The sequence below is a fragment of the Nocardia sp. NPDC003269 genome, from assembly GCF_042888005.1.
GTDB lineage: Bacteria > Actinomycetota > Actinomycetes > Mycobacteriales > Mycobacteriaceae > Nocardia.
The window spans coordinates 2,268,590-2,289,911 of sequence record NZ_JBIAPA010000001.1; the positions used below are offsets into that span (position 1 = coordinate 2,268,590).

General features: G+C 70.9%; 24 protein-coding genes. 10 read left to right on the top strand and 14 right to left on the bottom strand.

The window, feature by feature from the left end:
* The first annotated feature begins 18 nt into the window (after nt 1-18).
* Nucleotides 19-879, top strand: coding sequence for a mycothiol conjugate amidase Mca (gene mca, locus ACFYWJ_RS10425; protein WP_355273168.1), 861 nt, complete (start codon nt 19-21; stop codon nt 877-879).
* Nucleotides 879-1,139 carry a hypothetical protein gene (locus tag ACFYWJ_RS10430; RefSeq protein WP_355274601.1) on the top strand — a complete coding sequence of 87 codons (261 nt, stop codon included), beginning with the start codon at nt 879-881 and terminating at the stop codon, nt 1,137-1,139. The genes mca and ACFYWJ_RS10430 overlap by 1 nt, the downstream gene beginning before the upstream one ends.
* A gap of 1 nt (nt 1,140) precedes the next feature.
* On the opposite strand, the gene ACFYWJ_RS10435 is transcribed toward ACFYWJ_RS10430, so the two are convergent.
* The 10 genes from ACFYWJ_RS10435 to ACFYWJ_RS10480 all read right to left on the bottom strand — a co-directional run bounded on the left by ACFYWJ_RS10435 (nt 1,141) and on the right by ACFYWJ_RS10480 (nt 9,779).
* Nucleotides 1,141-1,314 (bottom strand): hypothetical protein, encoded by a 174-nt coding sequence (locus ACFYWJ_RS10435; protein WP_355273166.1) that lies wholly within the window; start codon nt 1,312-1,314, stop codon nt 1,141-1,143.
* An 84-nt stretch (nt 1,315-1,398) separates the two neighbouring features.
* Complete coding sequence (locus ACFYWJ_RS10440) at nt 1,399-1,647, bottom strand: hypothetical protein (protein WP_355273163.1); 249 nt, start codon at nt 1,645-1,647, stop codon at nt 1,399-1,401.
* Complete coding sequence (locus ACFYWJ_RS10445; RefSeq protein ID WP_355273161.1) at nt 1,644-2,042, bottom strand: NUDIX domain-containing protein; 399 nt, start codon at nt 2,040-2,042, stop codon at nt 1,644-1,646. Before ACFYWJ_RS10445 ends, ACFYWJ_RS10440 begins: the two co-directional genes overlap by 4 nt.
* A 10-nt stretch (nt 2,043-2,052) precedes the next feature.
* Nucleotides 2,053-2,625: a GyrI-like domain-containing protein gene (locus ACFYWJ_RS10450; RefSeq protein WP_355273158.1), complete on the bottom strand. Its 573-nt coding sequence runs from the start codon at nt 2,623-2,625 to the stop codon at nt 2,053-2,055.
* A gap of 34 nt (nt 2,626-2,659) precedes the next feature.
* Nucleotides 2,660-3,460, bottom strand: a complete 801-nt coding sequence (eutC, locus tag ACFYWJ_RS10455; RefSeq protein ID WP_387161363.1) for an ethanolamine ammonia-lyase subunit EutC — start codon at nt 3,458-3,460, stop codon at nt 2,660-2,662.
* Between the two features lie 65 nt (nt 3,461-3,525).
* Nucleotides 3,526-4,938, bottom strand: coding sequence for an ethanolamine ammonia-lyase subunit EutB (locus ACFYWJ_RS10460; protein WP_355273155.1), 1,413 nt, complete (start codon nt 4,936-4,938; stop codon nt 3,526-3,528).
* A gap of 36 nt (nt 4,939-4,974) precedes the next feature.
* The gene (gene eat, locus ACFYWJ_RS10465; protein ID WP_387161366.1) at nt 4,975-6,402 is read right to left on the bottom strand and encodes an ethanolamine permease; all 1,428 of its coding nucleotides are present in this window, start codon (nt 6,400-6,402) and stop codon (nt 4,975-4,977) included.
* A gap of 162 nt (nt 6,403-6,564) precedes the next feature.
* Nucleotides 6,565-6,960, bottom strand: a complete 396-nt coding sequence (locus tag ACFYWJ_RS10470; RefSeq protein WP_355273150.1) for a DUF779 domain-containing protein — start codon at nt 6,958-6,960, stop codon at nt 6,565-6,567.
* The gene (gene adh / locus ACFYWJ_RS10475; RefSeq protein WP_355273147.1) at nt 6,960-8,477 is read right to left on the bottom strand and encodes an aldehyde dehydrogenase; all 1,518 of its coding nucleotides are present in this window, start codon (nt 8,475-8,477) and stop codon (nt 6,960-6,962) included. The genes ACFYWJ_RS10470 and adh overlap by 1 nt, the downstream gene beginning before the upstream one ends.
* A gap of 87 nt (nt 8,478-8,564) precedes the next feature.
* Nucleotides 8,565-9,779 carry a transcriptional regulator gene (locus ACFYWJ_RS10480; RefSeq protein WP_355273145.1) on the bottom strand — a complete coding sequence of 405 codons (1,215 nt, stop codon included), beginning with the start codon at nt 9,777-9,779 and terminating at the stop codon, nt 8,565-8,567.
* Nucleotides 9,780-9,998: 219 nt separating this feature from the next.
* On the opposite strand from ACFYWJ_RS10480, the gene ACFYWJ_RS10485 reads away from it, so the two are divergent.
* The 4 genes from ACFYWJ_RS10485 (at nt 9,999) to ACFYWJ_RS10500 (ending at nt 12,808) form a co-directional block, all read left to right on the top strand.
* The gene (locus ACFYWJ_RS10485; RefSeq protein ID WP_355273142.1) at nt 9,999-10,832 is read left to right on the top strand and encodes a helix-turn-helix domain-containing protein; all 834 of its coding nucleotides are present in this window, start codon (nt 9,999-10,001) and stop codon (nt 10,830-10,832) included.
* A 189-nt stretch (nt 10,833-11,021) separates the two neighbouring features.
* On the top strand, nt 11,022-11,441 hold the full coding sequence (locus ACFYWJ_RS10490; RefSeq protein WP_355273140.1) for a hypothetical protein: 420 nt from the start codon (nt 11,022-11,024) through the stop codon (nt 11,439-11,441).
* Nucleotides 11,442-11,474: 33 nt separating this feature from the next.
* Nucleotides 11,475-11,648, top strand: coding sequence for a hypothetical protein (locus tag ACFYWJ_RS10495; RefSeq protein WP_355273137.1), 174 nt, complete (start codon nt 11,475-11,477; stop codon nt 11,646-11,648).
* 170 nt (nt 11,649-11,818) lie between these two features.
* The gene (locus tag ACFYWJ_RS10500) at nt 11,819-12,808 is read left to right on the top strand and encodes an alpha/beta hydrolase (protein ID WP_355273134.1); all 990 of its coding nucleotides are present in this window, start codon (nt 11,819-11,821) and stop codon (nt 12,806-12,808) included.
* Here the strand turns inward: ACFYWJ_RS10500 and ACFYWJ_RS10505 are convergent.
* Nucleotides 12,762-13,520, bottom strand: coding sequence for a TetR/AcrR family transcriptional regulator (locus ACFYWJ_RS10505; protein ID WP_355273131.1), 759 nt, complete (start codon nt 13,518-13,520; stop codon nt 12,762-12,764). The two genes, ACFYWJ_RS10500 and ACFYWJ_RS10505, sit on opposite strands and share 47 nt — an antisense overlap.
* Before the next feature lie 127 nt (nt 13,521-13,647).
* Between ACFYWJ_RS10505 and ACFYWJ_RS10510 the strand changes: the two genes are divergently transcribed.
* The 3 genes from ACFYWJ_RS10510 to ACFYWJ_RS10520 all read left to right on the top strand — a co-directional run bounded on the left by ACFYWJ_RS10510 (nt 13,648) and on the right by ACFYWJ_RS10520 (nt 15,393).
* Entirely contained in the window at nt 13,648-14,022 is a 375-nt protein-coding gene (locus tag ACFYWJ_RS10510) for a DUF418 domain-containing protein (RefSeq protein ID WP_387164606.1), read from the top strand.
* Between the two features lie 11 nt (nt 14,023-14,033).
* Nucleotides 14,034-14,840 (top strand): DUF418 domain-containing protein, encoded by an 807-nt coding sequence (locus ACFYWJ_RS10515; RefSeq protein WP_355273125.1) that lies wholly within the window; start codon nt 14,034-14,036, stop codon nt 14,838-14,840.
* Nucleotides 14,841-14,934: 94 nt separating this feature from the next.
* Complete coding sequence (locus ACFYWJ_RS10520; protein WP_355273122.1) at nt 14,935-15,393, top strand: DUF3995 domain-containing protein; 459 nt, start codon at nt 14,935-14,937, stop codon at nt 15,391-15,393.
* Between the two features lie 18 nt (nt 15,394-15,411).
* On the opposite strand, the gene ACFYWJ_RS10525 is transcribed toward ACFYWJ_RS10520, so the two are convergent.
* Nucleotides 15,412-16,350 (bottom strand): sigma-70 family RNA polymerase sigma factor, encoded by a 939-nt coding sequence (locus ACFYWJ_RS10525; protein ID WP_355273119.1) that lies wholly within the window; start codon nt 16,348-16,350, stop codon nt 15,412-15,414.
* Nucleotides 16,351-16,360: 10 nt separating this feature from the next.
* Nucleotides 16,361-17,551: an FAD-dependent oxidoreductase gene (locus ACFYWJ_RS10530; RefSeq protein ID WP_355273117.1), complete on the bottom strand. Its 1,191-nt coding sequence runs from the start codon at nt 17,549-17,551 to the stop codon at nt 16,361-16,363.
* A gap of 141 nt (nt 17,552-17,692) precedes the next feature.
* On the opposite strand from ACFYWJ_RS10530, the gene ACFYWJ_RS10535 reads away from it, so the two are divergent.
* Nucleotides 17,693-19,744: a thioredoxin domain-containing protein gene (locus ACFYWJ_RS10535; RefSeq protein ID WP_355273114.1), complete on the top strand. Its 2,052-nt coding sequence runs from the start codon at nt 17,693-17,695 to the stop codon at nt 19,742-19,744.
* Between the two features lie 81 nt (nt 19,745-19,825).
* On the opposite strand, the gene ACFYWJ_RS10540 is transcribed toward ACFYWJ_RS10535, so the two are convergent.
* Complete coding sequence (locus tag ACFYWJ_RS10540) at nt 19,826-21,310, bottom strand: adenylate/guanylate cyclase domain-containing protein (RefSeq protein WP_355273112.1); 1,485 nt, start codon at nt 21,308-21,310, stop codon at nt 19,826-19,828.
* Between the last annotated feature and the right edge of the window lie 12 nt (nt 21,311-21,322).

A 21,322-nucleotide genomic window follows, 5' to 3' on the forward strand; every position in this document is an offset into this window, starting at 1 on the left:
GTGAGTGGCCTTCGCCTCATGGCGGTGCACGCACACCCCGACGACGAATCGAGCAAGGGCGCCGCGACCATGGCCAGGTACGCGGCCGAGGGCGTTGACGTCCTGGTCGTGACGTTGACCGGTGGCGAGCGCGGCAGCATTCTCAACCCCGCGATGGACACCCCCGGCGTCCTGGACCGGATCGAGGAGGTCCGGCGCGAGGAGATGGCCGCGGCCGCGCACGCGCTCGGTGTGCGCCAGCACTGGCTCGGCTTCGTCGACTCGGGCCTGCCCGAGGGCGACCCGCTGCCGCCGCTGCCGGAGGGCTGCTTCGCGCTGGTGCCGCTCGAGGAGTCGACCGAGGCGCTGGTGCGCGTCGTGCGCGAGTTCCAGCCGCACGTGATCACCACCTACGACGAGAACGGCGGCTACCCGCATCCGGACCACATCCGGTGCCACGAGGTGTCGATGGCGGCGTACGAGGCGGCGGGCGATCCGGCGAAGTTCCCCGCGGCGGGCGCACCGTGGACGCCGCTCAAGCTCTACTACGACCACGGCTTCAGCATGAAGCGCCTGGAGGCCTTCGCCGAGGAGTACGAGCGCATCGGCGAACCGTTCCCGCTGCAGGAGTGGCTGGACCGGATGAAGCAGTTCAAGCGCGGCGATTCCTGGGGCCGGGTCACCACCCAGATCGAATGCTCCAAATACTTCCCCCAGCGTGACGACGCCCTGCGCGCGCACGCGACCCAGATCGATCCGAACGGGGCGTTCTTCGCGATCCCGTTGGAGATGCAGCAGCGGCTCTGGCCGACCGAGGAGTTCGAATTGGCCAAGACGAGGGTGAGCACCGCCATCCCGGAGACCGACCTGTTCGCCGGCATCGAGGACGCCGACCGGTGATGTTGGTCTACCTCGCTCAGAACACCCCGACCGGCCCCGAGTTCGGCAAGGCGTCGCCGCTCGGCCTGCTGGTCATCCTGATCCTGCTGGCGGGCACCGTGCTGCTCGTGCGCTCGATGAACAAGCATCTCAAGGGCCTGCCCGAGACGTTCGAGCCCGAGCACCCGGAACCGGACCAGAAGGCCGACGAGGGCACGGAACCGGGCGCCATCGAGCCGGACACCGGCGACGGCGCTCCCCAGACCCCGAAGACCGACTGAGCTAGGGCAGCTGCGCGATATCGGTCACCAGCTCGCCGACCAGATCCCTGGCGGCGGCCGCGTGCTCGGCCAGCTGCCGTGGCGCGCCGGTCGCGCTGAGCTCGATCATCTTGTTCATCAACCCGAAGATGACCACGAGCCTGCGCAGGGCCGCCCTGCGCTCGGCCGCGGACAATTCGGTGCTGGCTAAAATCTCTGTCCCCGTCACGAGAGTGTGATCGTCGCACCGGGACACAACGTTTCGCCGAAACGGGCGTGGTCAACCCTCGGTGGGCAGGGTCGGCTCGGTGTACACCGCGAACCCGCCCGCGCCGTCGAAATCGACGCCGAGGAAGCGGTCGGCCCGGAACGGGTTGTCGGCGACGAACCGGACGACATGCCCGTCCGGATCGATCACGTCGAGCGCGGCGCCGTACTTGCCGCGGTCGCCCACCCCGGAGATCTCGGCGCCCATCCCGGTGGCCACCGCGGCGATCCGATCTATCCAGCGCACCGCTCGGGTGGTCACCAATCGATGAGGTCGAGTTCGTGGAGGCGGCGGAAGACCATCATGGAGCCGGGGGCCACGTGGTCCATGGCGGCGTATTCGCTGACGGTGAAGTAGCGGAATTCGGCGATCTCGCCGGTGGCGTGGGGCTCGCCGGTGAAGTCGGCGAGGAAACAGGTCATGTGCAGGCCGGTGTTGCGGCCGTGGCCGAAGGCCTCGGCCTCGAAGATGCCGAGTTCGGCGACGCCGGACAGCCCGACGCCGAGTTCTTCCTCGATTTCGCGATGTAGCGCCTCTAACGGGGTTTCGCCCGGATCGATCTTGCCGCCCGCCATGTAGAAGACGTCCTTGCCCTCCGGGCGCGTCTGGATCAGCCTGCGGTCGCGGACATGGGCGAGGGCGGCGGTGCGGATCATGGAGATCACTCTAGGGAGCGATCGGCTCCCGCTCTCGCCGAACCGGGTGCCGCAGGATCGTCCGTGTCGCTTCCGGCGCGGTGCGGCGCAGGTCGGACAGGTAGATCTCGTGGTGCAGGCCGTTCATCGTCAGGTCGTGCTCGGCCATGTACGCGTCCATCCGCGCCAGGGTCGCCGGCTCGTCGGCGAACGGTCCCACGTGCAGCACCTGGATCGCCTCGCCCTCGGTGAGCTGCTCGAATCCGACACCGTCGACCATGTCCGCGGTAACGGTCTCTGGCATCCGGATCAGCAGCTTCCAGTGCCATTCGTCGCGCGGGACGGTGAGCGGCGGCAGCTCCGATTCCACCCACCACAGGCCCTCCAGCTTGGGCACGACGAAATCGGCGCCGGCGGCCTTGGCCTGCTTCTTCGCGCCGTAGGCGGCCCGGTACAGCGATTCGACGGCCGCGCTGTAGGCGGCTCCGCCGGGAGCGCCCCGGCCGGGCGCGGTGAGGTAGGAGTAGGTCGGGAAGGTGCGCAGGACGGGGTCGGCCGGGGCGGTGTAGTAGGGGCGGTCGGTCTTGGCCAGGTCCAGTTTCATGGCACCCAGCGTGGACTCTCCCGCGTGGGGAGAGTCAAGCGCCGTCGATGGTCAGCGGGTCGGCGGCGGTGAGCGCGCCGGTGCGCGAGGTGTCCTTGAGGTCGACGCCCGAGCGGCCGAGCTCGCGCGCGCCCGCCACCAGGCCCGCCACGACGCGGGCTGCGTCGGTGTAGGTGAGGCCGTCGGGCGGATGGATGTTGGAGATGCAGTTGCGTTCGGCGTCGGCGCGGCCAGGGCGCGGGGCATGGGTGAGGTAGATGCCCAGGCTGTCGGCGACCGAGAGGCCGGGGCGTTCCCCGATGATCACCAGCACCGTCCGCACGCCCATGGCCTCGGCGATGTGGTCGCCCAGGGCGACGCGCGCCTGGGTGGCGATCACCGGCGGGGCGAGGGTGTAGCGATCGGCGAGTTCGTCGGCCAGGGCCGCGAGCAGGCCCGCGCCGTGGTCGGTGAGCGCGCGCGGGGACAGCCCGTCGGCGAGCACGAAACCGATGTCGGCCCCGTGGTCGCCGACGCCGGACAGGTCGGCGGGCAGCCTGCCGAGGTCGGGACGGCGCAGGTATTCCGAGCGGTCGGCAGCCTTGCTGGTCACCGTCACCGGGTCGCCCAGGCCCATGCTCGCGATCTGCTCGGTGAAGATGTCCACGTCGAGCGGGACGTGCACCGCGTCGCGGGCGGCGGCGTGCGCGGCCCGCAGGGTCAGGACCTCGGTGGTGGGCAGGGCGTCGCCGGTGCGGCCGAGTCCGATCCTGGCCTGGGTGTTGCGCCGCAGATCGCGCCAGAACTCCTGGGCCACCGCGGCTTCGGCCCGTTCGTCCGGTGTCGGCTCGCCCACGACGTGTCCTCTCGGCTCGGTGTTCGATCGCACGATGCGCAGAACTGGTTTCGTCGCAGTGGGTTTCATCGGTTCGCCGCCAGGGCGCGCAGCGGTGACGACAGCGGCGCCACCTGCCGGATCCGGCCGTTGGCGTCGAGCATGCCGAGCCCGGACAGCCACGCCTCGAATTCCGGTGCTGGGCGCAGGTTCAGCACCTGCCGCGCGTAGAGCGCGTCGTGGAAGCTCAGGCTCTGGTAGCCGAGCATCACGTCGTCGGCGCCCGGCACCGCGATGACGAAGGCGCAACCGGCCGCGCCGAGCAGGGTGAGCAGGGTGTCCATGTCGTCCTGGTCGGCCTCGGCGTGGTTGGTGTAGCAGACGTCGACGCCCATCGGCAGGCCGAGCAGCTTGCCGCAGAAGTGGTCCTCGAGCCCGGCCCGGATGATCTGCTTGCCGTCGTAGAGGTACTCGGGCCCGATGAACCCGACGACGGTGTTCACCAGCAGCGGTCGCAGCTCCCTGGCGACGGCGTAGGCGCGCGCCTCCAGGGTCTGCTGGTCCACCGGCCGATCACCCACGCCCAGATGGGCGTTCGCGCTCAGTGCCGACCCCTGCCCGGTCTCCAGATACATCACGTTGTCGCCGACGGTGCCGCGCCCGAGCGAGCGCCCGGCCTCGTTGCCCTCGCGCAGCAGCGCCAGGTTCACGCCGAAACCGGCATTGGCGCCCTCGGTGCCCGCCACCGACTGGAACACCAGATCCACCGGCGCACCGGCCTCGATCAGGCCGATGGTCGTGGTGACGTGGGAGAGCACGCACGACTGGGTCGGGATGTCGAAGCGCAGCCGGACCTCGTCGAGCAGGTGCAGCAGATCGGCGGTGGCCTGGGGCGAGTCGGTGGCCGGGTTGATGCCGATCACCGCGTCGCCGCAGCCGAGCAGCAGCCCGTCGAGGGTGGCGGCGGCGATCCCGCGCGGGTCGTCGGTCGGATGGTTGGGTTGCAGGCGGGTGCTCAGCCGCCCCGGCAGGCCGATGGTGGTGCGGAAGCCCGCGGTCACCACGGTCGCCTTGGCGACGGCGATCAGATCCTGATTGCGCATGATCTTGCTGACCGCCGCCACCATCTCCGGTGTCAGTCCCGGCGACGCCGCCGCCAGCGTCACCGCCGCGTCGTCGGTGGCGGCGACCGCGAGCAGCCAGTCCCGCAGCCCGCCGACGGTGAGATGCGCGATCGGGCCGAACGCGGTCCGGTCGTGGCTGTCGATGATCAGCCGGGTGACCTCGTCGGTCTCGTACGGCACGACCACCTCGTCGAGGAAGGTGGTCAGCGGCACGTCGGCCAGGGCCCACTGCGCGGCCGCCCGTTCGGCATCGGTCGCGGCGGCGCAACCGGCCAGCTGGTCGCCGCTGCGTTCGGGAGTCGCCTTGGCGAGGAGATCGACCAGGCCGTCGAACGTGTAGGTCGTGACGCCGACAGAGCTGCGGTACACGGTCATCGGGTGCCGCCTCCTTTCGCGGGTTCGTGGTGCGGGTTACTCGAGTTCTTGTTCGGCCTTGGCCAATGCCGCGAATTCCTCGTCGGGGGACTTGGCGACCAGGTGTTTGCGACTGTAGAGGCCGAAGTAGGCCATGAAGGCGCAGAACACACCGAGGGTGAACAGCGCCGCCTTCGGGTCGACCAGGAAGGTCGCCGCCACCGAGGCCGCCGCGATGACCAGCGCGAACGCGGTGGTCGCGATGCCGCCCGGGGTGCGGTAGGGGCGCGGCATGTTCGGCTCGCGGACCCGCAGCACGATGTGGCTCACCATCATCAGCACGTAGCTCACCGCGGCGCCGAACACGGCCATGTTCAGCAGCATCGCGCCCTCGCCGGTGAGCGAGAGGGCGAAGCCGATCAGGCCGGGCACGATCAGCGCGAGCACCGGCGCCTTGCGGGAGTTGGTGACCGACAGGCTGGTCGGCAGGTAGCCGGCCCGCGAGAGCGCGAAGGTCTGCCGGGAGTAGGCGTAGACGATGGAGAAGAAGCTGGCGACCAGACCGGCCAGGCCGATGTAGTTGACCACCTTGGCCGCAGCGCCGTCACCGAGCGCCTCCACCAGCGGGTTACCCGAGGTCGACGCGCCCTGCGCGCCGAGCGCGCCGGTCACCAGGACCAGCACCACCGCGCCGGTGACGACCAGCAGCAGCATCGCGACGATGATGCCCTTGGGCACGTTCTTCTCCGGCTCGGTGGCCTCCTCGGCCGCCAGCGGCACGCCCTCGACGGCCAGGAAGAACCAGATGGCGAACGGGATCGCGGCCCAGATGCCCAGGTAGCCGAACGGCAGGAAGGACGAAGAACCGGTGGCGTCGGGGTCGGGCGCGATATTCGTCAGATTGGCCACGTCGAACTCGCCGAGCGCCGCCACCGCGAAGATCACCAGGCCGACCAGCGCGATCGCGGTGATCACGAACATCGCCTTGAGCGCCTCACCGGCGCCACCCAGGTGGATGCCGATGAACAGCGCGTACACCGCCAGATACACCCACCAGCCGTCGGTGATCCCGAACAGGTTCAGCGATTCCACATAGGCGCCGATGAAGGTGGCGATGGCGGCGGGCGCGATCGCGTACTCGATGAGCACCGCCGTGCCGGTGGCGAATCCGCCCCACGGGCCGAGGGCGCGCCGGGCGAAGGTGTAGCCGCCGCCCGCCGCGGGCAGGGCCGAGGACAGCTCGGCCATGCCGAGCACCATGGCCAGATACATGGCGGCGATGACGATCGCGGCGATCAGCAGACCACCGAAACCGCCCTCGGCGAGGCCGAAGTTCCAGCCGGAGTAGTCACCGGAGATCACATAGCTCACGCCGAGACCGGCCAGCAGCACCCAGCCGGCCGAGCCGGAGCGCAGGGTGCGTTTGGCGAGATAGTCGTCGGCGGGCGTCTCCGCACCCGTGCCGGGAATCGCGTCGGTACTCACAGGAAAGCTCCTCATCAACAAACAAGCGCGTAGCGACGGCAACGGTGATCGTCGAGGGTTGAAGAATGGTTGACGACTGTTACGGCCGTGGATCCCACAGGTCAGCGGCGCGTATCGAGCGCCGCCGACCTGCGGAAACGATGTGACAACGCGTGTTTCACATCACTGTGGAACGGTGTCACCGGTGGGTGGCGGCGGCTGGGCGTCCAGCTCGGCCACCTCGGCGTCGGTGAGCAGGCGCGAGCGGATCAGGAACCGCACGCCCTCGGGGGCCTCCAGCGAGAAACCGCTGCCCCGGCCGGGCACCACGTCGACGGTGAGATGGGTGTGCTTCCAGTACTCGAACTGGTCGGCACTCATCCAGAACGGGGTGTCGCCCGGCAGATATCCCAGCAGCACGTCCGAGGCGCCGACGCGGAATTCACCGCGTGGGTAGCACATCGGGGAGCTGCCGTCGCAGCAACCGCCGGATTGGTGGAACATGACCGGGCCGTGCTGCCCGGCCAGTTCCCGCAGCAGCGTCGCCGCCTGTTCGGTGAGGTCGACGCGCCGCACCATCAGAAGAAGCCGAGCTTCTGCGGCGAGTAGCTGACCAGCAGGTTCTTGGTCTGCTGGTAGTGCTGGAGCATCATCTTGTGGTTCTCGCGGCCGATGCCGGACTTCTTGTAGCCGCCGAAGGCCGCGTGCGCCGGGTAGGCGTGGTAGCAGTTGGTCCACACCCGGCCCGCCTTGATGCCGCGGCCGAGCCGGTAGGCGGTGTTCATGTCGCGCGTCCACACGCCCGCGCCGAGGCCGTAGAGGGTGTCGTTGGCGATCTTCAGCGCCTCGTCGGTGGAGTCGAAGGTGGTCACCGCGACGACCGGGCCGAAGATCTCCTCCTGGAACACGCGCATGTCGTTGCTGCCCTTGAAGATCGTCGGCTCGATGTAGAAGCCGTCCGCCAGCCCGTCGACCGCGCGGACCGCGCCGCCGGTGAGTACCTCGGCGCCTTCCTTCTTGCCGATGTCGATGTAGGACAGGATCTTCTCGAACTGATCGTTGCTGGCCTGCGCGCCGATCATGGTGGCCTCGTCGAGCGGGTTACCGCTGACGATCGCCTTGGTGCGCTCCACGCAGCGGGCCATGAACTCGTCGTAGATCGAGGACGCGATCAGCGCGCGCGAGGGACAGGTGCAGACCTCGCCCTGGTTGAGCGCGAACATCACGAAACCCTCGATCGCCTTGTCCAGGAAATCGTCGTCGGCGGCCATCACGTCGGGCAGGAAGATGTTGGGGCTCTTGCCGCCCAGTTCCAGCGTCACCGGGATGATGTTCTCGCTGGCGTACTGCATGATCAGCCTGCCGGTGGTGGTCTCACCGGTGAAGGCGACCTTGGCCACGCGCGGGCTCGACGCCAGCGGCTTGCCCGCCTCGACGCCGAAACCGTTGACCACGTTGAGCACACCCGGCGGCAGCAGATCCGCGACCAGCTCGACCACCTTCATGATCGAGGCGGGGGTCTGCTCGGCGGGCTTGAGCACCACGGCGTTACCGGCCGCGAGCGCGGGGGCCAGCTTCCAGGTGGCCATCAGGATCGGGAAGTTCCACGGGATGATCTGCGCGACGACGCCGAGCGGCTCGTGGAAGTGGTAGGCGATGGTGTCCTTGTCGACCTCGCTGATCCCGCCCTCCTGCGCGCGCAGCACACCGGCGAAGTAGCGGAAGTGGTCGACCGCCAGCGGCAGGTCGGCGGCCAGGGTCTCGCGGACCGGCTTGCCGTTGTCCCAGGTCTCGGCGACGGCGAGGGCCTCGAGGTTGGCCTCGATCCGGTCGGCGATCTTGTTCAGGATGTTGGCGCGCTCGGCCGCGGAGGTCTCACCCCAGGCGTCGGCGGCCCGGTGCGCGGCGTCCAGCGCCAGCTCGATGTCGGCGGCGGTGGAGCGGGCGATCTCGCAGAACGGCTGGCCGTCCACCGGCGAGGTGTTCTCGAAGTACCGGCCCTCGACGGGCGGAACCCACTTGCCGTCGATGAAATTGTCGTACCGCGGCGCGTAGCTGACGATGCTGCCCTCGGTGCCCGGCTTGGCGTAGATCATGTGCGGAGGCTCCTCGCTGATTCCGGTGAAGCGTGACGCCCATCACTATCCGCCGCGAGGGTTGATGAAACGTTGAAGCCGGACCGATCAGGCGCGAAGAGCGCTGTGCAGGCGGGCCGCGGCGACCGCGCGTCGCGCGTCGCGCGGGGGCAGCAGGGCCAGCGCGTGTTCGTGGACGGCGATGTCGTCGGGGGCGGCCTCGCCGTAGGTCAGCGCGTGGTCGGCGTCCGGGCTGGCCAGCACGGCGTTGCGCATGGCGACCGCGAGGTAGTCGCGCCATTCGCTGATGCCCGGGGTGTCCGAATCCGGTAGCAGCGGACCGTGATACAGCCGGACGGCGGTGTCGAGGTCGCCGGATTCCAGCGCGCGCGCGACATCGACGGCGTCGCAGGACAGGGCCGTGGTGAAGCGGTAGACGCGGCTGGTGATGTCGCCGCCGGTGGCGCGGCGCAGGTAGGACATCTCCGATTTCAGGGTGCTCGCCCCGACCGCGCGATCGCCGTAGACGGCGTAGTGCAGGCGTTCGTGGCTGTAGCCGTCGTCGTCGAGGGCGAGCAGGGTGAGGATCTCGAGCTGACGCGGGCGCAGCCGGATCGGGGTGCCATCGCGCAGCAGCCGGCCGGTGCCGAGGCAGGTCAGCCGCATTCCGGCGGGCGCGGGCGTGGCGGCGTGCAGTTTCGACTCGATGGCGCTGGTCATGGTGCGCACGGTCGCCATGGCCAGCGGGTGCGAGCGCTTCCAGGTGGTCGACAGGTCGAGCACGCCGAGCAGGGTGCCGTCGGCGGCCCGGATCGGCGCGCAGTAGCAGACCCAGCCGTGCAGGGCGGCGACCAGATGTTCGGCGGAGAACACGGTGTGCGGCTGATCGGTGCGCAGCGCGAGCGAGAGGGCGTTGGTGCCCATGTGCGCCTCGTCCCAGCGCCCGCCCGGCGCGAAGTTGACCTGCTCGGCCCGTCTGCGCATGACCGGTCCGCCGTCGGTCCACAGGATGGTGCCCGAGGCGTCGGTGACCGCGGCCACGAATCCGGCCTCGGCGGCGCCGCGCAGTTGCTCGCTCAGCTCGGTGACCGGCCCCCGCAGCGGCGACTCCGCCCACCGCGGCCCGATGTCGTCGAGCTCGCTCTCCGGCGCGCAGTCGCGCCCCGGATCCACCGTCCGCAGCGACCGCAACCACGACTGCGCGACCTCTGTCCGCACCGCCGAACTCCCCGTTCCCGGCGCGGACCCGCCCGCGGGCACCCACTGCTCCCACTCTCGTTCCAGCGCAGCGCGCTGCGCCGAGAGTGTCAGCTGCGAGGCCATCGGCGTCTTCCTGTGCGATCGCGAATCGGGTCGGTCACCCCTCATCATGCCTCAGCATCGGGCACTGAGCAGCGGTTTCGGGGCGCACCGCGGTCGTTGCCCGGGATGCGGACCACCTGCTGTGCACCGGGAACGCGGCGGGCATCCAGCGTTCGGCCGGCCTGCTCGCGGTCGTCACGCTGTGCGGCCGTGGTCGCGGGCCGCTCGTACCATGGCGGTGTGCCTGTCGAGCCGGTTCGGATCGCCGGGGCCGAGGTGGAGGTCGCGGTCCCGGGGTGGTCGGTGGCGGGCGTGGCGATGGCGGGGTTCGCCGGGCGGGCCGCGGCGGACGTCGAGTTGCAGGTGGTGCCGTATCCGGCCTTGACGGTCTTTCTCGACTTCGGGGACGGCCTGCTGGTCGACGCGGGCGGCGGGGCGGAGCAGCGGGGGAGCGCGGTGGTCGGGCTCGGGGCCGCGCGGGTGCGCGGGCGAGCGCGCGAAGTGGAGCTGATGCAGGTGCGGTTGTCGCCGGTGGTGGCGCACGCGGTCCTCGGGCCGATGGCGGGGGCGCCGGTGGTCGCGCTGGACGAGGTGTGGGGCCGGGCGGCCGAGCGCCTGCGCGAGCGGATGCGCGACGCCGCCGGGTGGGACGAGCGGTTCGCGATCGTGCGCGCGGAGCTCGGCAGGCGCGTCGCGTCGGGCAGCCGGGTGGATCCCGAGGTCGCCGCCGCGTGGCACCGGATCGTGGTGTCCCGTGGCCGGATTCGGGTCGCGGCGCTGGCGGACGAGCTCGGGTGGAGCCGGAAGCGGCTGTGGGCGCGGTTCCGGGCGCAACTCGGGGTGACGCCGAAGCAGGCCGCGCAGCTGGTGCGGTTCGACTACGCCGCGCACCGGCTGGCCGCCGGGGACAGCGTGGCGCTGGTGTCGGCCGAGAGCGGGTACGTCGACCAGTCCCATCTGAGCCGTGCGGCAGCGACTTTCGCCGGTCTGACACCCGCTGGGCTGGCGAGCTCGCCGTGGTTGTCGGTCGACGAGGTGGCGTGGGCCGGGCGGTCCTACGCGACAGTCGTCTGACTCGCGCACCGCGATATTTAAGACCGGTCGTTCCGGCGGAACAAGAATGGTCCTACGTGGCGATATCGAGGTCGAAGAGCATTGTGTTACAGCAATTTTCACCTCTGGTCACTTATTGCGACCGATCGGTCAAATATGCAAAACTCTGAGCCGTCATCCGATCGCAACAAGCCGCTGGAGGATCGTCCTATGGCTCGAAATGGCCACTTACCCACCCTGATTCGCGGTGCCGCCGCGACCGTCGCGGTCGGCGCCGTCGCGGGCGTGACCGCCGTGCTCGCGCCCGCCGCCTCGGCGACCGTGACCAGCATCGGCATCGCGCCCTCGGTCACCCTCGGCGCCCACCGCTACGGCACGACCTGCACCTACGACGTGAGCGTGACCGTCGACGACAACACCAAGCGCGTCTACTTCTTCGAAGAAGGCCAGGGCCCCAGCGGTTTCGCCGACGCGATGCCGGTCGATGGTGTGGCCGAGACGACGTGGACTCCGTCCAAGCCGGGCATCACCTACATCTACGCCGTGCAGCCCGACGCGTGGCCCGAGACCAGGCAGGTCGTCGACGTCGGCACCGGCATCGATCTCGGATCCGCCTGCGTCGCCCTCTGACCCGGCACTCACCTCGACAGCAAAGGTTTCACCATGAACGCACTGCGTGGCATCGTCGTCGCCGCCGTGATCGGCACCGCGACCCTGGCCGGCGGCGGCACCGCCCTGGCCGACCCCGCTCCCATCGGCCCGTCGCCCGTTCCGCCGAGCCCGTGCACCGCCCACCCGCTGCTGACCGCGTGGTGCCTGCTCACCAGCGGATCCTGACGGAGCGTCGGGGTGGGTCGCGCCCGGTCCGCCGGGAGTGACCCGCGCCGGTGATCCGCGACGGGAACATTTGTCCAATACCTCGATTCGTCGGCGGCCGATGCTGAGTGTCGTGTCCGCTACCGCGAGACCGGCGACATCCGGCGCGGTGTGATCGAGGAGGAACGACCATGAACGACGCGACCCGCAGGGACGAGGTGTCCTACCGCGTGCGGTTGCTGCACGCGCTGCGCAAGGAACCGGAGTGGGAGTCGCTGACGCCGGCGGAATTGATCACCGTCCGTGACGCGGCCAATCGCACGGCGTCGTCGCGGTTCTCCCGGGTGATCACCGGATTCCCGGACGGGGGCGCCGCGATCACCTGGCAGGACGTGTCGCTGCCGGATCGGGTGATCCCGGTCCGGGTCTACCGGCCGACCCGCACGACGGCGGCGGCCCTGCCGCTCGTCGTGCACATCCACGGCGGCGCCTATGTGGGAACCGCGGCCCAATGCGATTGGGCCAATAGTCGTCTCGCCGCCCGGCTGCCCGCCGTCGTCGTCTCGGTCGAGCACCGGCTGCTGGCGCCGGGTACGCCGCTGTCGGCGGCGGTCGACGACGGGTGGGACGTGCTGCGGCACGTGGTGACCGAGGCCGCCGACTGGGGGATCGACCCGGCTCGCGTCGCCGTCGCCGGGGAGAGCTGCGGGGGCCTCATCGCGGCCATGGCCGCGATCCGGGCCCGCGACGCCGATCTCCCGGTGCAGGCGCAAGTCCTGGTCAACCCGGCCGTCGACCCGACGGCCACGATGCTCGACTACCCCTCGATGACCGACCCGGGCGACAGCCCGATGCTGCCGGTCGCGCGCCTGCGTTTCTTCCAACGGCTGGCGGGCGCGGACGCGGGCGCCGTCTCGCCGATCCACGCCGACCTGCACGACGTGGCACCGGCCCTGATCCTGGTCCCGACCGTCGACCCGATCGCCGATCACGGCCGCCGCTACGCCGAGCGGCTGCGCGAATCCGGTACGCCGGTCCGGCTGTTCGAGCACCCCGGCGCACCACACGCCTTCATCGCCCTGCCCGGCCTGGTCCCACAGGCGAAGGCCGCGCTGGCCCAGGTGACCGAGTTCCTCAGCGATCGGCTTGCGGCGCGGCGATCTCCGCGGCAACGCCGTTGAGGATGAGTTCGAGGCCGAAGATGAAGTCGCTGTCGTCCGGCGTGCTCGTCGGTGACCGGAACAGCGGTGCGGCGAACAGTCGCGCCGCCTCCGGGTACCGCTGCGCGTCGACCAGGCCGGCGAGCGCGCTGCCGTAGTTCTGATTGACCTGCGCCTCGCTCAGGCCCGATCCCGCTCTGCCGTCGGACAGTTGCTGGGTGAGCAGGCTCGCCTGCCGGACGTGCATGCTCACCAGCATCACGATGCCCACCTTGGTCCCCCAGTCGAGCCCGGTCGCGGCGAGCGGGCGCAGCGCGGCGTCGAGCCAGCCGACCGCGTTGGGGCCGCGGGGCGGTCCGGCGATCGGCAGTTGCGGCACCCACGGGTGCGCGGCGTAGGCCGCGAGCAGGGCGTGCGCCCACTGCCGCAGGCCGTCGCGCCACCGGCCGGGCGCGGCTGTCGGGTCCGGCGCGGGGCCGAGCGCGAGGTCGGACATCAGCTCGAACAACTCGTCCTTCGAGCCGACGTGGCGATAGAGCGCCATCTTCGTGAAGCCGAGGGTGGACGCGACTTTCGCCAGCGTCACCTCGTCCAGGCCGCCGCGGTCGGCCAGCTCGACCGCCGTGCGCACGACCGTGTCGACGTCGAGTTCGGCCGGTCGTCCGAGTCGCGCCGGGGTGGGCAGTCGCCAGAGCCTGCCCAGGTCGGCGGGCATCGCCTCGTCGGGCGTCACGGTAACTACCTCCTCGGAGTTCGGCGGCGTCGGCGCGGCCGCTCCCGAATACTATCGCCGCACTTAGTATCTATGGGATAGTATCCCGGGGATATTATTCAGGAGCTCGGCGAGAGTGGGCGATCGTATGACCGATCAGCTGGTTGTTCCCGGATCCCGGGTGCACGATGTCGACGCGCTGCGCGGCTTCGCGCTGCTGGGGATCTTCATCGTCAACATCACCTTCATGGCCTCGGGGTATCCGGGAAACCTGGTCGTCGACCCGCAGTTCACCTCGACCCTCGACGAGGTCGTGCGCGGGGTGTCCTCGGTGTTCGTCGACATGAAGTTCTACGTGCTGTTCTCGTTCCTGTTCGGCTACAGCTTCACCCTCCAGATGGAATCGGCGGCCGCCGCCGGAACCGCCTTCGAACCGCGCATGCTGCGCCGGATCGCGGGACTGTTCGTCCTCGGCGTGCTGCACATCGTGTTCCTGTACGGCGGTGACGTCCTGACGTCCTGACGACCTACGCGGTGGCCTGCCTGGTCCTGTTCTGGATGCGGCGGTGCGCGGACCGGACGGCGCTGCGGGTCGCCGCCGCGCTGTACGGCGTGGTGCTGGTGAGCCTAGTGGCGAGCGGGCTGTTCCTCGACGCGTCGGCCGTGCTGCCGTCGGCCGAGGAGGCTCGCGTGAACGCGGAGCACTCGACCGCGGCCATGCTGGGTGGCTGGGGCGACGTCATCGGCCACCATCTCGACGGCCTGCCGCTGCTGATCCTGCAGGCCCTCACCATGCAGGGTCCGACCGCGCTCGCGATGTTCCTGCTCGGCCTGGTCGCCGGTCGCAGGCAACTGCTCGCGCGGGTGCGCGGCGACGAGCCGATCCTGCGGCGTATCCAGTGGATCGGCTTTCCGGTGGGCGTGGCCGGTGGCCTGCTGTACACCCTCGGCGGGGGCAATGGGCACACGCTCGCCGTCGCCGCGAGCGTCGCCACCGCGCCGCTGCTCGCCGCCGCCTATGTCGCGACGCTGCTGCGGCTGATGCACGCCCCGCGCACCACGTGGATCCGCTCGGCGCTGGCACCGGCGGGACGGATCGCCCTGACCAACTACCTCGGCCAGTCCGCGATCGGGCTGATCCTCTTCACCGGTGTCGGGTTCGGCCTGGCCGGCCGGTTGTCGCCGCCTGCGACGATGACGCTGGCGCTGGCGATCTTCGCGCTCCAGCTGTGGGTGAGCGCGATCTGGTTGCGCCGGTACCGGTATGGGCCCGCCGAGTGGCTGTTGCGCTGGATCACCCTCGGGCGCAGGCCCGGCCTGCGGGCCGCGCCGGTCGGCTGACCCTTGCCGCGTCCCGGCTCGCATGGCACTATTCGAGCGATTGGTTTCGATACCAATGGTTTCGTAATTCGAGCTGGACAAAGGACAAGCGATCATGAGGTTCAGGAAGCCGGCCGCGAGGCTCGCCACGACCGGTCTCGGCATCGCCGCGGCCATGCACGTCGTCTGGGTCTTCTCCCCGTGGCCGTTCGCCGATCGCGCGGTATTCGCCAATGCGACCAGCGGTGACTCCGTCGACGACGCGCCCGGCCCGGTCGCCACCGCCGCGGCCGCGGCGACGTTCGCCGCGGCCGCCTACACGGTGTCGGCGCAGGCGGGACTGGCGCCGCGCGCGCTCCCCGCCCGGCTCGGCCGCGCGGCCGTCGCCACCGTCGCCGGTGGGCTCCTGCTGCGCGGGGCGCTGGGCCTGGTCTATTCGGGATTCGTGGGCAAGCGCAGCCTGTTCACCCGCTGGGACCTGGCGGTGTATTCGCCGTTCAGCCTGGTCGTCGGTGCCCTCGCCGCCTGGGTCGCGGTGGGCGACAAGGAATCACGCGCCGACGTCATCGGGTGATCGGTCGGCCGAGCGGGCTCACCAGAATTCGACCAGCGGGGCATCGTGTTCGCGCTGTCGCCACGACTCGGTGAGGCGACCGAGCCGGGCCGGGGCGGAGACACTGCCGATGCTCGCGATCCTGCCGTCCCGGATCGCCAGGATCGACACGCCGAGGACGCGATCGTCGAGGGTGAACACCATGGCCGGGCAGCCGTTGACGACGGCCGCGTGGATCGAGGGCGAGCCGCCGACGAGTTTGCGCTTGGCGGGTGTCGGTGCGAGGCCGACCCGCACCGCCGTGGCGAGCTGGGCCGGGGTCGCGTACCGGATCAGCGTGGTGGCCAGGCCCAGCGCGCCGTCGGAGACGCCGGTCGCGTCGTCGGTCAGCAGGGCGACCAGGCGCTCGGTCCGGCCCGATGTCGCGGCCGCGACGAACGCCTCGACGATCCGCCGCGCGGACACCTCGTCGGTGCGGGTCTCGGTGCCGGCGGCGGTGATTCGGCGCCGGGCCCGGTGCGCGTGCTGCTGACTCGCCGATTCGGTGATGCCGAGCATCCCGGCGATCTCGGCATGGCTGTGCGAAAAGGCTTCGCGCAGTACGTAGACGGCCCGTTCGACCGGGGAGAGCCGCTCCATCAGCAACAGCACCGCCAGCGTCACCGATTCGCGCTGCACGGCGGTCTCGGCCGGGCCGAGCAGGGGATCGCCGTCGAGCAGCGGCTCGGGCAGCCACGCGCCGACCGCGCGTTCGCGGCGGACCTGCGCCGAACGGAGGCGGTCGATCGCCAGGTTGGTGACGATCTTGGTCAACCAGGCCTCCGGCACCTCGACGTACTCCCGGTCGGCGGCCTGCCACCGCAGGAACGCGTCCTGGACCGTGTCCTCGGCGTCGGCGGCCGAACCGAGCAGGCGATACGCCAGCGAGGCCAGCCGGTTCCGGCTGGCCTCGAAGTGCGCCACAGCGACGATGTCCATGCGCACGACCCTAGGCGGGAACCACCCGGGACGAGACCGCGCGAGCGGTGGCCAGGCGGTATCGGCGGTTGCGCTGCCCGAAGGTCGGGCGGCTGATCGCCCAGGCGCTGGTCGCCACGATCGCCGCCTTGACCCGCGCCGCCGGTCGCCCGCGCAGGGCACCGGCCCTGGCCCGCGCTCGGCGGTCGACCAGCTGGAACAACCCGTCCTTGCGACCCAGGCTGATGTGGTTGCCGACATACGACAGCGCCGTCGTCTTGATCGCGCGCCCGGTCAGGTCCCCGATGATCGCCGCTGCCGCCTGCGAGCCGGTGAACCCCGCCGACGCGCACGACATCGGCAGCGGCAGACCGTTCTCGCCGAGCACGAAGACGCTGTCCCCGGCCACGTACACCTCGGGGTGCGAGATCGACCGCATCTGCCGGTCGACGGTGATCCGGCCGTCGGGTTCCACCGCGAGCGCGCTGGCGGCGGCGATCGGCGGGACGGCGAACCCGGCGGCCCACACGGTCGCGTCGGCGGCGAGGACGGTCCCGTCGACGACGACGGCACCGGTCCGCTCGACCCGCTCGATCTCGCTGTGCTCGTGCACGGTGATGCCGAAGCGGTCGAAGGCGCGCAGGAGGTGCGCGCGCGCCTTCGGGCCGAGCCAGCCGCCCAGCTCACCGCCGGTGGCCAGGCTGACGCGGAGCCCCGGATGGGCTTCGGCGATCTCGGTGGCGGTCTCGATCGCGGTCAGGTTGCCCCCGACCACCAGCACCCGCCCGCCCTCGGCCAGCTCGTCCAGGCGGGACCGCAGGCGCAGCGCGGACGACCGCTCCGCGACATGGAAGGCGTGCTCGGCGACACCGGGAACGCCGTGGTCGGCGGCGGTGCTGCCGAGTGTGTAGAGCAGGGTGTCGTACCCGAGCTGGTCGGTGCCGTCGTCGTCGCTGACCGTCACCGTCCTGCGGTCGACGTCGATGCCGGTCACCCTGGCCACGCGGAGCCGGATGCCGGTGCCGGCGAAGATCTCGGTCAACGGCCGGTGCGGAAGTTCGTGCCCGGCGGCGAGCTGGTGCAGGCGCAACCGCTCGACGAAATCGGGCGCGGCGTTGACGACGGTGATCTCGATGTCGTCGGCGTGGAGTCGGCGGGCCAGATACCCGGCGGTGAAGGCCCCGGCGTATCCGGCGCCGAGGACGACGATGCGGTGCTTCATGATTGGCTCCTGTCTGCTTCGCGTGCTCCTTGAACGAGGCAGCCCCGGATTTCCTGACAGCGGCTCCGCGTGGCATGGGTCACTCGCCCGGAAACGGCCGCGCACTAGGCTGAGGTCACACCGATCTGGGAGGCTGGCACTGTGAACCGGTTGGGTAACGCGACTTCGCCGTATCTGCGTCAGCACGCCGACAATCCGGTGCATTGGCGGGAGTGGGACGCCGACGCGCTCGCCGAGGCGGCCGAGCGGGACGTGCCGATCCTGTTGTCGATCGGGTACGCGTCGTGTCACTGGTGCCATGTGATGGCGCACGAGTCGTTCGAGGACGCGGCGACCGCCGAGCAGATGAACGCCGGCTTCGTGTGCGTGAAGGTGGACCGGGAGGAACGGCCCGACCTGGACGCGGTGTACATGAACGCGACCGTCGCCATGACCGGCCAGGGCGGATGGCCGATGACCTGCTTCCTGACACCCGACGGCGCGCCGTTCTACTGCGGCACCTACTACCCGAAGGCGCCGCGCGGCGGGATGCCGTCGTTCACCCAGTTGCTCAGCGCCATCACCGACACCTGGCGCAACCGTCGCGAGGATGTCGACAAGGCGGCCGAGCAGGTCACCGACGCGCTGCGCGCACAGGCGACCGGGTTGCCCGATGCCGAATTCGCCGTCGTCCCCGACCTGCTCGACAAGGCGGTGCTCGCGATCGCCGCCGACGAGGACCGCGAGCGCGGCGGTTTCGGTGGGGCGCCGAAGTTTCCGCCGTCGGCGCTGCTGGAAGGCCTGCTGCGGCACTGGGAACGCACCGGCGACCAGGCCGTGTTCGACCTCGTCGAGCGGACCGCCGAGGCGATGGCGCGCGGCGGCATCTACGACCAGCTGCGCGGTGGCTTCTCCCGGTACTCGGTCGACGCGGGCTGGCTCATCCCGCACTTCGAGAAGATGCTCTACGACAACGCCCTGCTGCTGCGCGCCTACGCCCATCTCGCGCGCCGCGCGCCCGCGACCCCGCTGGAGTCGTTGCCGCACCGGGTGACTCGCGAGACCGTCGAATTCCTGCTCGCCGACCTCGGCACCGCCGAGGGCGCGTTCGCCTCCGCGCTCGACGCCGACACCCACCTGGAACCGGGCGGTCCCGGGGTCGAGGGCGCCACCTATGTGTGGACGCCGTCGGAACTGATCGGCGACCTGGGCCCGCTCGACGGCGTCTGGGCCGCGGAGGCTTTCGGCGTCAGCACGGCGGGCAACTTCGAACAGGGCACCTCGGTGCTCACCCGGCGCAGCGATCCCGTCGACGCCGAGCAGTCGGCCCGCTTCGACCGGCTGCGCGCCCGGCTGCTGGAGCTGCGCGCCGAACGCCCGCAGCCCGACCGCGACGACAAGGTGGTCACCGCCTGGAACGGCATGGTGATCACCGCCCTCGCCGAAGCCGGTGCGGCACTGGAGGAACCGTCGTGGGTGGCGGCCGCGGTCCGCTGCGCGCGCTTCCTGCTCGACGTCCACCTGGTCGACGGCAGGCTGCGCCGCGCCTCGCTCGACGGTGTCGTCGGGACCCCGCCCGGTGTCCTGGAGGACTACGCCTGGCTCACCACCGGCCTGCTGGCCCTCTACCAGGCCACCGGTGAACCCGACTGGCTCGCCGCCGCACAGGTGTTGCTGGACAGCGCGATCGACCACTTCGCCGATCCCGACCGCCCCGGCAGCTGGTTCGACACCGCCGACGACGCCGAGACCCTCGTCGCCCGCCCGCGCGACCCGGTCGACGGCGCCACCCCGGCGGGCTCCTCCGCCCTCGCCGAAGCCCTGCTGACCGCGTCCGCCGTCACCGACCCCGAGCACGCGGTGCGCTACCGCGAACTCGCCGACCACACCCTCGCGCGCGGCGCGGTCCTGCTGGCCCGCGCCCCACGCACCGCGGGCCACTGGCTTTCGGTCGCCGAAGCGTCGCTGCGCGGCCCCCTCCAGGTGGCGGTCACCGCCACCGAGAAGTCCTCGGCCGCCACCGAACTCCTCGCCGCCGCCCGCACCTGGGCCCCCGGCGGCGCGGTCGTCCTGGCCGGCCCACCCGACTCCGCCCCACTCCTGGCCGACCGCCCCCTGGTCGACGACGCCCCCGCCGCCTACGTCTGCCGCGGCTCGGTCTGTGACCTCCCGGTCACCGACCCGGCAGACCTGACCGCCGCACTGCGCGCCTAGCGCGGCCTGGTCGGCGCGCTGCGCACGATGCGGAGGCGTTGGCCAGGCCAGTTCGCTGCCGCGCTGCGCGGAACGCGCGGTTCACCGGCGTCCCGGTGGGATGTCGGTCCAGGTGCGGGTGCGGCCGGGGATGCCGCGCAGGCGCAGGTCTTTGTAGCGCTTCCAGTGGGCGCGTTCGGTGGCGGTCGCGGCCTCGAGGACGGCGTCGCTGACGAGGACTCGGCGGTCGACCTCCTTGGCCATGGCGGTGAGGCGGGCGGCCTCGTTGACCGCGTCGCCGATGACGGTGAATTCGAGGCGGGTGTCGGCGCCGACGTCACCGGCGAAGACCTGGCCGCGGGCGACGCCGATGCCGACGTCGAGTTCGCCGGTGGCGACCACCTCGTCGCGGATGCGGCGGGCGGCGCGCAGCGCGGGGGTGGCGTTGTCGTCGAGGGCGGAGGGGGCGCCGAAGATGCACAGGGCGGCGTCGCCTGCGAACTTGTTGACCAGGCCGCCGTTGTCCTCGGTGGCGGCAACGACGGTGGCCAGCAACCGGTTGAGCTTGTGCACGAACTGTTCCGGCGCCATCTCGGCCGACAGCTGCACCGATCCGGTGACGTCGACGAACAGTGCCGACACGATCCGCACGTCACCGGTCAGGTCGGTGCTGCCGGAGAGCGCGCGTTCGGCGACGGTCGAGCCGACGTGCCTGCCGAACACGTCCTCGGTGTGCTGCTGATCCTGCAGCGTCGAGGCGAGTTCGTTGACGGAGTGTTCCAGCCGCCCGATCTCACTGGCGCTGCCGACCGGCACCCGCACGTCGAGTTCACCGCGGGTGATCCGGTCCAGCGCCCGGTACATCGTGCGCATCGGGGTGGCGACCGAGCGGGCAAGCAGCGCGGTGGCCAGGGCGCCGACGGCGAGGGCGACGAGGGTGAAGATCCAGGCCGCGCGCACCCGGTCCTCGGCCGGGGTGGCCGGATCGTTGAGCACCGTGATGATGATCAGCCCGGGCAGCGCGCTCGACACCGCCCAGGTGACGAGCACGCGCACGAGCACGGTGGCGCTCGGGTGCACGGTGGGTCCGAGCACCGAGGTGATGATCGGGACCGCGGGCCGGATCAGCCGGTCGAGGATCAGGTAGGTCGCGCCCGCCGATTCCAGGGCGCCGAGCGTGAAGCCGGCGATCACGACCGCTTTGTTGTCGTAGTCGGTGAACCGGTCGACCAGCCAGACCGTCAGCGCGATGCCAGGGATCCACAGCACGACCGCGCGCACCGTGATCGCGGCGGGCAGCGCGATCAGCCGCCGCGCTTCCTCCGGTGTCGGCTTGCGGCCGTCGTCGAGCCAGCGCAGATAGCGGCGCCGGTCGTAGATGGCCATCGCGATGCCGACGGCCACCGCGAAGACGGGATAGATGGCCAGCAGCCAGGCCGCTTCCCGCCAGTTCGGCCCGACGCGGCTGAAGACGCCGTCCGCCCAGGCGATGAGGAAGATGGCCGCGAGGCCGACGATATTGGCGGTGATGACGACCAGCGCCAGGCCCCAGTAGCTGCGCAGCGCCCAGCGGACCAGCCGGTTCATCGCGCACGCCCG